This is a genomic window from Pinibacter soli (assembly GCF_029961145.1).
Classification (GTDB): Bacteria; Bacteroidota; Bacteroidia; order Chitinophagales; family Chitinophagaceae; genus Pinibacter; species Pinibacter soli.
In genome coordinates this window covers 523,768-537,069 of the sequence record NZ_JASBRG010000001.1, presented here as the reverse complement: position 1 = coordinate 537,069, position 13,302 = coordinate 523,768, and the positions used below count along the sequence as shown (strand labels likewise).

The 13,302-nt window shown below is 41.3% G+C and carries 10 protein-coding genes; 5 read left to right on the top strand and 5 right to left on the bottom strand.

From position 1 onward, the window contains the following. Positions 1-20: 20 nt before the first annotated feature. Positions 21-416 (top strand): hypothetical protein, encoded by a 396-nt coding sequence (locus QJ048_RS02055; RefSeq protein WP_282332665.1) that lies wholly within the window; start codon positions 21-23, stop codon positions 414-416. A 129-nt stretch (positions 417-545) separates the two neighbouring features. Here QJ048_RS02055 and QJ048_RS02050 read toward each other — a convergent pair whose 3' ends face one another. The 4 genes from QJ048_RS02050 to gndA all read right to left on the bottom strand — a co-directional run bounded on the left by QJ048_RS02050 (position 546) and on the right by gndA (position 7,615). Beyond that, positions 546-3,500, bottom strand: coding sequence for a TonB-dependent receptor (locus tag QJ048_RS02050; RefSeq protein WP_282332664.1), 2,955 nt, complete (start codon positions 3,498-3,500; stop codon positions 546-548). A 250-nt stretch (positions 3,501-3,750) separates the two neighbouring features. Next, positions 3,751-4,470, bottom strand: coding sequence for a 6-phosphogluconolactonase (gene pgl / locus QJ048_RS02045; protein WP_282332663.1), 720 nt, complete (start codon positions 4,468-4,470; stop codon positions 3,751-3,753). Between the two features lie 100 nt (positions 4,471-4,570). Continuing rightward, entirely contained in the window at positions 4,571-6,091 is a 1,521-nt protein-coding gene (zwf, locus tag QJ048_RS02040) for a glucose-6-phosphate dehydrogenase (RefSeq protein ID WP_282332662.1), read from the bottom strand. Positions 6,092-6,202: 111 nt separating this feature from the next. Next, a complete protein-coding gene (gene gndA / locus QJ048_RS02035) occupies positions 6,203-7,615 on the bottom strand; it encodes an NADP-dependent phosphogluconate dehydrogenase (protein WP_282332661.1) in 1,413 nt (470 codons plus the stop codon). Positions 7,616-8,195: 580 nt separating this feature from the next. On the opposite strand from gndA, the gene QJ048_RS02030 reads away from it, so the two are divergent. The 3 genes from QJ048_RS02030 to QJ048_RS02020 all read left to right on the top strand — a co-directional run bounded on the left by QJ048_RS02030 (position 8,196) and on the right by QJ048_RS02020 (position 11,158). Next, positions 8,196-8,813 carry a DUF47 domain-containing protein gene (locus QJ048_RS02030; protein ID WP_282332660.1) on the top strand — a complete coding sequence of 206 codons (618 nt, stop codon included), beginning with the start codon at positions 8,196-8,198 and terminating at the stop codon, positions 8,811-8,813. Between the two features lie 42 nt (positions 8,814-8,855). Continuing rightward, positions 8,856-9,893 (top strand): inorganic phosphate transporter, encoded by a 1,038-nt coding sequence (locus QJ048_RS02025; protein ID WP_282332659.1) that lies wholly within the window; start codon positions 8,856-8,858, stop codon positions 9,891-9,893. Positions 9,894-10,060: 167 nt separating this feature from the next. Next, on the top strand, positions 10,061-11,158 hold the full coding sequence (locus QJ048_RS02020) for a hypothetical protein (protein ID WP_282332658.1): 1,098 nt from the start codon (positions 10,061-10,063) through the stop codon (positions 11,156-11,158). Between the two features lie 82 nt (positions 11,159-11,240). On the opposite strand, the gene QJ048_RS02015 is transcribed toward QJ048_RS02020, so the two are convergent. Then, positions 11,241-11,990 (bottom strand): hypothetical protein, encoded by a 750-nt coding sequence (locus QJ048_RS02015; RefSeq protein ID WP_282332657.1) that lies wholly within the window; start codon positions 11,988-11,990, stop codon positions 11,241-11,243. 434 nt (positions 11,991-12,424) lie between these two features. Between QJ048_RS02015 and rfbA the strand changes: the two genes are divergently transcribed. Then, on the top strand, positions 12,425-13,288 hold the full coding sequence (rfbA, locus tag QJ048_RS02010; protein ID WP_282332656.1) for a glucose-1-phosphate thymidylyltransferase RfbA: 864 nt from the start codon (positions 12,425-12,427) through the stop codon (positions 13,286-13,288). Positions 13,289-13,302 lie beyond the last annotated feature (14 nt).

Sequence of the window (13,302 nt, the reverse complement as noted above, 5' to 3'; positions counted from 1 at the left end):
TCTTAGCACAATTAATGACGATGAAAAAATTTTTACTATTACTAACTTTTTCTTTTTTGATCACAATCCTTCATGCTCAGGATAAGCAACCCCGTCCTGGCAGTAAGATTGAAGCGATGAAAATCGCTTACATAACCAATAAAGTAAACCTGACGACCGAAGAAGCGCAAAAGTTCTGGCCGATTTATAACAAATATGCCGCAGAGATAAGAGAAGTATACATACAAAACAGAGGCGGAGATGAAGTGGCGCTGGAGGAAAAAATTGTAGAGGTAAGAAAAAAATATAAATCACAGTTTCAGACGGTGTTGTCTGATGAAAGAGTGAATCAGTTTTTTAAAGCTGACAAGGAATTCAATGCAATGGCGCAACGGGAGATTATGGAGCGCAGGCAACAGAAAAAACAACAACAATAACTTTTTTTAGGTGTTTCATGGATTAATGAAAAGCAGAGGTCGGCGCGTGTAGTGCCGACTTTGTTGTTTTAATGTCCTACTTGGGTTCCATTCAACAAGGCCCTCGACTCTCAATTTTCAACTCTCCACTCAATTCATAATCCTGATATTATCCATACTCTTCTTAAACGACTTCGGCATGAACATGTTGTTGATTGGATTCGCTCCAAACTTATTGAAGTTGTAAATAAAGCTTAGCATGAAATAGCGCTGCAGCACATTTGTACGGGTATCCTGGATATAGTTTTGCGTGGTGGTTCTTGTGATGCTTTGGTTCTGCTTAAGAATATCCATTACGGCGAGTTTGATCACGCCATTTTTCTTCTTAAAAAGCTGTTTGCCGATATTGGCGTTCCACATGGGAACATTCTGATTGAATCCATCGGAGCGACCGGTATTCACGAAATAGTCGAAATCGCTGCCCAGCATAATACCATGTGGGAAAGTGTAGGTAACATCAGCAGAATAAGTCTGGGACCAATAATTTGAATTCAAATTCTTTTGAACGGAGTACGATACATTGTTGTAAGTAACGTTCAGGTTCACCCCAACATCCAGCTTGTCCTTATAGTTATAATTGAAGCCGGCGCCTTGCGTAGCGATCCATGTATTCAAAATGTTCTTTTCGCTGTATAGGAGACTTATATCGCGGTTGTAAATAAGAATTGAAGTAAGATTGACCATCGCGCCTTTAAGCTTCTTTACAGGCAAGCCAAACGTAACAAATCCCATTGTGTTGTATGCGCCATTAACGTTAACCGGTTTTATCAGTTGAACCGAATTGGAAATGGAGTCGATGCTGTTGCTTATTTTGTTGGAAGTATTGCTAACATTGACGCTTACCGCCATGTACTTTGCCGTGGCCAGATTGAACGTATTGTACGTAAGATTCAGATTATTATTGAATTCTTGTTTTAGCGCTGGATTACCGGTGCGTATTTGCAAAGGATTGCTCAAATCCGGAACGTTCTGCAATTGCGAAATACTTGGCGCATTTGTTCTTCCACGATAGTTTACCCTGAGATTTCTGCCCTTGCCGTAATTGTAGTTAAAACTTGCAGTAGGGAAGAAGTTTACAAAATGCTGCGTGGTAATTGAATCTTTTTGTGTGGTGTACAAATGGCTATTACTTTGCTGTGTGGCAAACTGCACGCCGCCGCCAACTTGTAAGTTGTATTTCTTCTTTTGCAAACGGAAATTTGCCCCCACACGATTTGCGATATAACTGTTCTCAAAATAGTTTGTTAGCAAAGGATTTAAACTATCATACTTCAACGTCAACGAATCATAGTCGTAGGTCTTTTTATCAGACGTGCTTTGATTGTTGGTATATGCATAGTTGATCTCAACGATCTTATTGTTGCCAATCGGTTCTGTATAGGAACCACTCAGCACGTTGTTGTGACCATCCGTTTTTTGACTGGTTTGCTGGTTCACGTCACGCTTGCCTTTAAACGTAGAATCCGGATTAAAGAAAAGATAAGGCGATTGATTCAAGCCACTGCCATCGCTTTTATTGATAGTGTTGTTCCAGCCGAGTGTCAATGTTCTTCCCGGTTTATTCAGCTTGCGGCGATACAAAATGTTGTTGTTGATGTTATAGCCCTCGCGATCTGTTGAGTTGTAATTTCTTCCGATCAAAGCGAGATAACCTTCATTGAATTTTGGGCTTTGGGAAATAGTGTACAAACTATCATCGCTATGGCCGCTTGAGTTTTGAACGGTAAAACCTGGCGTGTATAAAATTGAATTCAACGAATCGATCTGGTACTCAATTCTAAAATTGAAGCGATGGTTTTGATTGCGGTTTACTGAGTTTAAATTATCTGTTTGATTGGATACAGAATCATTAGGGAAAAATGATTGCGTGTAAGAATGCTGATCCACTATATTATCTGTGTGAGCAAAAAAATAACTTCCATTCGCTTCCACTTTTTTACTCCATGTATCGCGATAGTTCACGCCGCCCGACCATGACGTAATGTTGCCTCCAGGTGAGCTTCCAAGTCCAAGTGCGCCGCCACTGTTCACTGCGGTTCCGGTTCTTGTAGTGGCCACCATTTGCGAACCGGCTGCTCCAAAACCACCGCCGCCGCCAAAACCACCGCCGCCGCCAAAACCACCGCCGCCATTGTTGCCTCCGGCTGCAGCCGCCATTCCGCCAAAACCGCCCATTGAGCCGATGACATCGTTAAGCGAAAAGCCCTGCTTGTTTACGTTGTTTCCCGCACCGATAATGGAGATTTGTCTTGGCCCGTAGAAACTGTTTGCGCTTAATGATTCATCATACCTTCCATCCGTGCCAATGCCTGCATTTATTTTTCCAAACAATCCTTTCTTGCGATCCTTCTTCAATTTGATGTTGATCGTTTTTTGTCGGCTGCCATCATCAATCTTTGTAAACTTCGCCTGATCGCTCATGTCGTCGTATACCTGCACACTTTCCACCATGTCGGCAGTAAGGTTTTTCGTTGCGATCTTTGGATCGCTGCCGAAAAATTCTTTTCCGTCTACATATACTTTTTGTATTTGCTCGCCCTGTGCTTTTATGTTACCATCTTTGTCAACCTGCATGCCCGGCAGTTTTTTGATAAGATCCTCAACCGTTGCATATGGTTTTGTCTTGAAAGAAGACGCATTGAATTCGACCGTATCGTTTTTAATAATGATAGGAGGTCGTTCTACCACTACTTCTTTTAATAGATCAACACGTTTGGTCATGTAAATAAAACCAAGATCGATCACCTGTTGGTTGGTAGTTATCGAAAACGCTTTCTGGTAAGTGTTATATCCCTGGAATGAAATGAGCAGGCGGTATTTGCCTGCATGAATGTCTGTTATCTCAAAATTGCCTTTTACATCGGCAACCGCATAATCAACTGAGGTGGAGTCAAACGCTGTCACTACAGATACAGTTGCATCTGCCATCGACTGTTTATAAGTGGTGTCAACAATTTTTCCCTTAATGGTTCCTGTTATTCTTTTTTGTGAAAAAGCAGTTACGGTAATAGAGATAAGGAACAACAGGATTAAATATCTTTTCATAGATGGCTTAAAACTAGTGCTTTAAAATTCTATGCAAAGATAAATGGTAAAAGTGGTGGTAATAGCGTGTGAGTGGGATATTATAGTATTTGCCACAGAGAACACTGAGGCACAGAGAAGAATACAAAGAATGAGTGAAAGAGAAATGTTTTTTTGTATTTAGAAACTTGTCGGTTCTTAACCTTCAATTAATTTTCATCACCAAGGTGTATCGTCTTCCTTCTTCTTTCTCTGTGCTTCAGTGGCAATATTACAACTGCGCGGCTGCCGCTTCATCCACAAACCAATGCAACTCACCCACTACAGGTTTTATTTCCTGCGATGGATACATATTTGGATTGTAAGCCCCTTGCAAAACTTCTTTTAAAGCATTCGCTTTGTTTGCTCCTGTAGTTAGGAACGCAACTTTTGCTGCCTTATTTGTAATCGATTTTGTAATGGTAATGCGGAACATATCCTGGGCTTCCAGAAAAAACGCGACGCACCATTTTTCTATTTCATGAACAACGGGTGTTCCCGGAAACAGAGAGAGTGTGTGTCCGTCATCACCCATGCCGAGTAATACAAGATCGAAGCTGGTTTCCGTATTGTCAAAATAGCGATGCAAAATTGTTTCGTATTCAATAGCAGATTCTTCCGGAGAAATGTCTGTGCGCATTACGTGAATTTGATCTGCAGGAACAGACACATGATCAAGCAAAGTATCATACGCCATCTTTGCATTGTTGCGGCTATCTTCAAAGGGAACGGCTCTTTCATCTCCCCAGAAAATGTGCAACTTGCTCCAGTCAATTTTTTCTTTGTACGGCGATGCCGCAAGAATAGTATGCAGTTTATACGGAGTAGAACCTCCCGATAAAGCAATGGTAAATCTGTCTTGCTTTTTTAAAGTATCAGCAATATAATCTGTGATCCATGCCGCTGCAGCATTGCTTAGAGCGTCGGCGCTTTGGAACTTGTGTAAGAACATAACAGGAATTAGGAATTAGAAATTAGGAATTAGAAAAGTGCAAGAGTTAGGAATTGGCCGAGAAAACCTCAACCAATTCCTAACTCCTAATTTCTAATTCCTACTCTTTATGTGGCGCAGGCAATGTCACCCAGTTTCTTCCGTCACGTGCGATCAATGCTTCTGCATCTTCAGGTCCCCATGAACCCGGAGCGTAGTTAGGGAAGTCCACCGGTTGTCTTGCAGCCCATGTATCTTGAATAGGTTTGATAATTTCCCATGAAGCCTGAACCTGGTCGGAGCGCATGAATAAAGTTGCGTTTCCTTCCATTACATCCAGCAACAACGTTTCGTATGCTTCTGGTTCATGCTCTTCATATGCGTCTTTGTAACTAAAGATCATGTCAACAGGCTTCAACGTCATATCCTGACCGGGACGTTTTGCCTGGAAACGCAAACGGATATCCATGTCCGGAGCGATGCTGATGGTAAGGCGGTTTGGCCTCCATGTATCAGCAGATTCTGCAGGGAATGCATAATTAGGTGCCGGGCGGAACTGAACCGTAACGATGGTCGTTTTTTCGTGCATGCGTTTACCCGTGCGAACATAGAACGGAACACCCTGCCAGCGCCAGTTATCAATGTAGAATTTAACTGCGGCAAAAGTGTCTGTTTTAGAATTCGGGTCCACGCTTTTTTCCTGTGCGTAGCCGGGAACTTTATCACCTTGCATCCAGCCATCACCGTATTGTCCGCGAACAGCGTAACGGTGAACGTCTTCTGTGTTTATTTTTCTGATAGCATTCAATACGTCCACTTTTTTATTACGGATCTCGTCTGCCTCAAAGTTTACAGGCGCTTCCATTGCCACCATACACAGTATTTGCAGGATGTGGTTTTGCACCATGTCTCTCAAGGCACCGGCTCTTTCATAGTAATCGCCACGGCCTTCAACGCCTACTGTTTCAGATGCGGTGATTTGTACGTGATCGATATAGTTTCTGTTCCAGATTGGTTCAAACAATGCATTTGCAAAACGCATCGCCAAAATGTTCTGAACAGTTTCTTTACCTAAATAGTGGTCAATGCGGTAGATCTGTTTTTCATCGAACATGCTTGCAAGCAACTTGTTCAGTTCAAGTGCGCTTTCAAGATCGTGGCCAAATGGTTTTTCAACCACCACTCTTGTACATTTCGTATCGGCACAAATATTCAATGGTCCCAGTTTGCTAACGATGCCAGGAACCAACTGTGGCGCTACAGCGAGATAGAAAATAACATTTGGATGTTCACCGAATTCTTTTTCTTTCTCTTTAACGATGTCGGCAATTTTTTGATATTCCGCATCTTGTTCCGCATCCATTTGCAGGTAGCTAACATATTTGGAAAAGTCCTGCCATTTACCGGCACCGGTTTCTCCTTCTTTTCTTCTACTGAATTGCTGAACACCGTTCAATAAATGTTTGCGGTAGTCTTCGTTGTTATATGGACGACGACCAATACCTACAATTGAAAATTTTGTAGGCATCCATTCGTCAATAAAAAGATTATATAAAGCAGGTGATAATTTTCTGAAATTCAAATCGCCACTTCCTCCAAATATGAATATGAGTGAAGACGCCGGACGTTTATGATTTTGCATAATTAGTTTGATTAGAAATTTGATATTTGACAGTTGAAATTCTTGAATTTCGATTTGCGAAATCAATTAGCAGCCTCGCAAAATCTCAAATCTCAAATTTCAAATCTGAAGTTATTTCCCCCATTCCGTATGGAACTTACCCGGCTCATCTACACGCTCGTAGGTGTGTGCGCCAAAGTAATCGCGTTGTGCCTGCAACAAATTTGTTGGCAATCTATCGGAAGTGTAAGCGTCGATGTAGCTTAATACTGTCATCAAACCGCTTGCTGCATAACCATTCAAAGCTGCTTTGGAAACAACATTGCGAAGGTTGGCAAGTTTACCTGTAAGAAGGTTTGCGATTTCTTTATCCAGCAGAATGTTTGAAATTTTTTCGTTGCGGCCGTAAACGCTTGTAAATACTTCCAATAAAGAAGAGCGGATGATACAACCACCACGCCATACACGCACCACTTCTTTCATTGGAATTTCCATTTTCCATTCGTTAGAAGCTTTGGTCAGCAATTCAAGACCCTGTGCATAGCTGATCAACATGCCGATGAACATTGCATCGTGCAGTTGTTTGATGAAATCTTCTTTTTCAGGGAAAGCTTTTTCCGAAGGTTTGTACAAAGCGGATGCCTGAACGCGTTCTTCTTTCAAAGCAGAAATGTTACGCATGGTAACAGCCATATCGATAGAAGGAATCGGAACGCCAATTTCCATCGCATCCTGTGACGTCCATTTACCGGTACCTTTTGCACCTGCTTTATCAAGGATCATGTCCACCAAACGGTTGTTGGTTTTATCATCTTTTTGTAGGAAAATATCAGCTGTAATTTCTATGAGAAACGACTGCAAATCACCGGCGTTCCAGTCGGCGAACACCTTGTGCATTTCGTCATTTGTAAGACCAAGGCCTTTGTGGAGCATTTCATAAATTTCAGTGGTTAGCTGCATGATGGAATACTCGATACCGTTGTGCACCATTTTCACATAGTGGCCTGCAGCATCTCTGCCGAGGTGTGCTACGCAAGGAACGCCGTTTACTTTAGCCGCAACAGCTTCCAGCATAGGCTTTACCACAGGGTAAGCTACAGGGTCGCCGCCTGGCATAATGCTTGGGCCCGTTCTTGCACCTTGCTCACCACCGGAAACGCCCATCCCGATGAAATGGATCTTTTTATCTTCCAGATATTTTACACGACGAAGTGTGTCAGTGTAATGAGAGTTACCTCCGTCAATAATAATATCACCCGGCTGAACAAGTGGTAAAAGGTCTTCAATAACATCGTCTACAGGTTTGCCGGCAGGAACCAGCATCATAATCTTTCGGGGAATTTCCAGTAAATCAATCATTTCCTTTAGGGTACCAACACCCTTTACAGTTGTACCCGGGGTGGCGGAAGATTCCAATGCAGATGTTTTTTGACTGTCTTTATCAAAGCCTATCACCTTGAATTTGTTGTCTGCCATATTGAGCAGGAAGTTTCTGCCCATTACACCCAGACCGATCATGCCGAAGTTGAATTGAGGAGTACTCATGGTTTGTTTTATAAGTGTGTAAGAGTTTGCAATTTAAGCAATTTGAGAAAGTGGGAAGGAGAAAATGTTGCGCTGATCATAGTTTGTAAGACGAGAGATCGGGAGTGGTAAAAGATTAAGAGTGAATGGAAAGGCTCAGGTGGCGCGAATTTGCTGACGGTACAAGACGTTTCGCAAACGTTTACGTGAATGATGGGAATTGTGAAACGTGAATGGTGAAAGGAGAATGGTCAATTGTGAATCTAACACTCTGAAATGGGATCAAGGCTTCAACAAATGGGAGGTGGCTCAGGACAGTTAAGAAAGTCATACAGCCTTTTATCTTGCACGAATTGACCGCTCATGTGATTGAAAATCAAACCATTCACGATTCACCATTGATCCTTCACGAACCTTTTTCACTTTCTAAGCGTTGTAAACGAATGGTAACATTTTTTTAATATTTGACGACATATTCAATGTCAATTCTATATTAAGAAATTGTTACCAACTGAATTTGTGAATATAGCCTGATCAATAACTTTATTTTTGCGCAAATTTTATATCATATATGGGCCTGAACTCAGTAATGAAAATTTTTATGCCAAAAGACAAAGTATTTTACTCTTTGTTTGAAGAAGTGGCAGTAACAGTAGCTCAAATGGGAAAATTGTTAAAGACGATCGTTGCCGAACCGGATTTTGACAAAAGGGCCGCCTATATTTCCCGTATGGAAGACATGGAGCATATCAATGATGACTTCACACACAAAATTTTCACCGAACTCGGAAGAAACTTTATCACTCCGTTTGACAGGGAAGATATCCACTATCTTGCCAGCTCACTTGATGATATAGCTGACTATATTTTTTCTGCAGCTAAAAAGATCAATTTTTACAAAGTAAATCCTAACGATCCCGGCATTCAAAAAATGGCCGATCTGATCGACCAGGGTGCAGAGCACATCAAAAATGCTGTACATGAACTGCGTGACATGAAAAACATGCGCCAGATCACAGATGCACTTGTAAAAGTAAACAGCATCGAAAACCAGGCTGATGACATTTACGATCTAAGCATCGATCGCCTTTTCGAAACAGAACCAGACGCGAAAGAGGTTATTAAGAAAAGAGAAATTTACCAGGTATTGGAAACAGTAACTGATAAATGCGAAGACGCTGCAAACGTTATCGAATCAATTATTATTAAATACGCTTAATCCCGATTGAAGTTTTTGAACTTCTAATTTTAAGTTTGACCCATGACATTTTTAGTCGTCATCATAATCCTGGCACTGGTATTTGATTACATAAATGGTTTTCATGACGCTGCCAACTCTATTGCAACGATCGTTTCTACTAAAGTTTTAACCCCTTTCCAGGCTGTATTGTGGGCCGCGTTTTTCAACTTCCTGGCCTTCTTCGTATCGAAATACATTATTGGAGAGTTTAAAATAGGTAATACTATTGCGAGCTCTGTACATGCGGACTTCATTAACCTGCAGGTAATATTTGCCGGTCTCGTAGCCGCAATTATCTGGAACCTGTTTACGTGGTGGTTTGGAATTCCATCTAGTTCCTCACACACTTTGCTGGGTGGATTTATGGGCGCAGCGGTTGCACACGCAAAAGCATTGCACGTAAACGGCGTTGACGTGATCAACTATGTAAAGGTGGTTCCTATTTTCCTATTCATATTACTTGCTCCATTAATAGGGATGATCATAGCGTTTTTCATAACGGTGATCATTGTAAATATTTGCAGAAAAGTAGCGCCGCACAAAGCAGAAAAATGGTTCAAGCGCCTTCAGCTTGTTTCATCTGCATTGCTGAGTTTGGCACACGGTGGTAACGATGCCCAAAAAGTAATGGGTATCATTGGTGCAGCTATTATTTTCTACGATAAAACACAGGGCGTAAACCTCACCTTCGGTGAATTTGTAAACCATTATATGTGGGTGCCATTGGCTAGCTTTACAGCAATCGCTTTGGGTACAATGAGTGGTGGTTGGAAAATCATTAAGACAATGGGAACCCGTATCACAAAAGTAAACTCACTTGAAGGTGTAAGTGCTGAAACTGCTGGTGCTATTACGTTGTACGTAACCGAGCATTTGGGTATTCCTGTAAGTACCACACACACCATCACTGGTGCCATCATCGGAGTGGGTGCTACAAAGCGTTTATCTGCGGTACGATGGGGCGTGACCATCAACCTCCTCTGGGCGTGGATATTAACCATTCCGGTGAGTGCGATCATCGCCGCGATAGTCTACTACATAACAACGATATTTTCTTGATAAATGAAACCCTGGTGAAAGCCGGGGTTTTTTAATAGTGAATAACTGAATCACTGAGTAACTGAGAGGTTGAATGTCGAAGAGACTGATCGAATATAAACATTCAGTTATTCGGTTACTCGGTTATTCAATTTGATGCTTTACTTTGCATTTAGAAGAAAAGGTCAATGCAAAAGAGTTTAATCATTAAGGGGAACCAAACTAAGATAGGTAAGGCGCAACAAGCCTTCAATGGTCTTATTAGGAAAATTGAAAAGCTGCGACTTGCCATTCAACAAAATACTCTGCTTTTAGATGACAAGATGAGGTTTTACAACAGTGAAATGTCGAAGCTGGAAAGGGAATTGCTTGAGGCGAAAAAGGAAATAGTGAAGGAGCTTTATAAAGCTTTTAAGAGCAAAGCATATAAAGGCCGCGAGAGAAGTTTATTGAGAAGCATTATTTCAGATCATCTGGAAGACATAATGGAAGATGAGGAATTGGATGAGGAGCTTCAGCGGATATTCAGCGGAGTAGAAAAAATGGACTACCAGGAAATGAAGTCGAGAGAATTTGAGACGGAGAAGGAAAAGCTGGAGCAGGTTTTTAATATGTATGGTTTTGATGTGAATAGTGACGCTTTTAAATCCGCCAAATCGAAAGACGACCTGCTGAAAGAAACATTCAAAATGATGGCGGATCTTGAGAAGAAGGGAGAGGAGAATAAAGAAAGGCGGTCGCGCAAAAAATCAAAAAAGCAACTTGAAAAGGAATTAATAGAACAGCAGAAAGAAGAACTGCACGGTAAAAATATAGGGCGGGTGTACAAGCAATTGGCAAAAATGTTTCACCCAGACCTTGAGTCGGATCCGGAAAAGAAAATTGAGAAAGAAGAGCTAATGAAGCAGTTGACGGCAGCTTATGACAGCAAGGACCTTCACACGTTGTTGCGACTTGAGTTAGAATATATTTATAAGGAAGAAAACAATACAGCAAACCTTTCAGAAGAAAAGCTGAAAATTTATAACGAAGTACTAAAGGAGCAGGTTGCAGAGTTAGAAAGCGAGTTGCACATGTTGCCAATGCACCCTCAATATAGAGCGCTGCATGCCTTTGTGAAGCGGCCCCAAGATATAACGGAATTGAATCTAAATGACAAAAAGCTTCGCCTTGACAGCATGTTGCGTAATATGAAAAAAGCAGTTGAAAACCTTAGAGGTTCTGATACTGACGCAGCCCTGCAGATACAAAAAATATTTAAACAGTTTGAGGGCGTGACTGAATAAACTGAGTGCCCGATTATCGAAGACCAAAATCGATTATTAGCATTCAGTTTATTCAGCTTGTGCACGTAGAGTGCCAGCAATTTTATTTTTTCCGGTTGGAAAACAAATATCCGACACGAAGTTGTTGGGAACTATATTTATCTGAATAGGCTGTATAGTTTTCAGTTAACCTTCCGATGACCCCATTACACATAAAAGAAAATTCTATCCGGTTTCTCAGCACACATCCGGCGCGACCGGCCAATGTTATAGAAGACGCATTGAAATGAGGTGCAAATTTTGTAGCTGCCGGAGTAGGCTCTCCATATATTGTATAGTGATTGTTTTCGGGGTAGTTGGAAAAATTAAGTCCACCACCCGCGCCAATGAAGAATTTGAATGATGAGCCGTTGTAAAGGTTAGTCAAAATGGAAAGATTGACGCCAATCGTATTTCTTTTCAGGTCGTAATAATCTTGCCATGTATTGATTTTTTTATATTCCCCATGAAATTTGTCCGTGTGAAAAGAAATCTCAGTTCTCAAGATCACCTTACCAACAGCAGGTTTTATAAAATGATCAAATCCAACGCTGAAGGCTGGCGAGTAGGACTTTGTGAATTGTAGCCCGACCAAATCGGTAGTTCCTGTGAATTTAAAAGTTGATCTGTTTACGCCTGCCTGAATGATGAAACGGTTTTTCTTATAATGATCTGCTTTTTCGAATGTAAGCTCGTTTCCTCCGTTAATCAATTCCACTATTTTAGCTAAATCCTTTTGGACATAAGAGGTTCTTGTTGCAAGTGTAAATAGTTTATCCGTAGCTGCGTTATTTTGAATTGCATATTGAATCAACTGACCCTGGTAAATACGTCTTCCCTGACCCTTGTACCTTCGCCGCTGTCAATGCTAACACGGTAAATCAGTTCCTGCGGCGCGGGTTCGTCTTTGCCTTTAATATAAAATCTGGCTTTTAGTTTGTCTTTATAACTGACGATGATTAAGCAAAGCTAAACGCCTAACGCTTAATAGCTAAGGCTGCAGGCGTCCGCAGCGGGCGTTTAACGTTAGATATTTAGCATCACTCTTTTCCAATATTTCACGGTTATTAATAAATTTTCCTCATTTTTGTTATAGTCAACTAACCATTAAACATTGTTAACCGGGCGTTTTTATATGCCTTTTTCTTAAAATTATCAAATGAAATGAGCCATAAGCATCATGCGTTTTCAAACCAATGATTGTTATGGCGAATTCCATCTGGCAAAAAAAATAAAAAAGATTATCAGATGAAAGGAATTATCCTGGCCGGCGGATCCGGCACCAGATTGCACCCAATTACCTACGCGATTAGCAAGCAAATAATGCCGGTATATGATAAGCCGATGATCTACTATCCGCTTTCTACCTTAATGTTGGCTGGAATTAACGAAATACTGATTATTTCTACTCCGCACGATTTACCAATGTTTAAAAGGCTTTTTGGTGACGGCGCCAGTTGGGGACTGAAACTTTCTTATGCGGAACAGGCCGTTCCAAACGGACTTGCACAGGCTTTTGTAATAGGTGAAGAATTTATTGGCAAAGATCCGGTAGCGCTCGTATTGGGCGACAATATATTTTACGGAACTGGTCTTGGAAAAACCCTGGCCAACAACACCGCTCCGGATGGAGGCATCGTGTACGCATACCAGGTGAGCGATCCTGAAAGATACGGTGTAGTTGAGTTTGACGCAGCTATGAACGCTATTTCAATCGAAGAAAAACCAAAGGCACCTAAAAGCAATTACGCTGTGCCGGGCTTATATTTTTATGACAACGACGTTGTAGAAATTGCAAAAAATCTTGAGCCAAGCCCACGCGGTGAATATGAGATCACAGACGTAAACAAAGAATACCTGCGCAGAAAGAAGCTGAAAGTTTCCATACTCGACCGCGGTACCGCCTGGTTGGATACCGGCACGTTCGATTCATTGATGCAGGCATCACAATTTGTACAGGTAATTGAGCAAAGACAGGGAATTAAAATAGCTTGTATCGAGGAGATTGCTTACCGCAAAGGATTCATTACAAAAGAGAAATTAATAGAATTGGCAACGCCGTTATTAAAAAGCGGTTACGGACAATATTTGATGCAACTGGTTGCTTCCTAAAAACCTATCTTTGA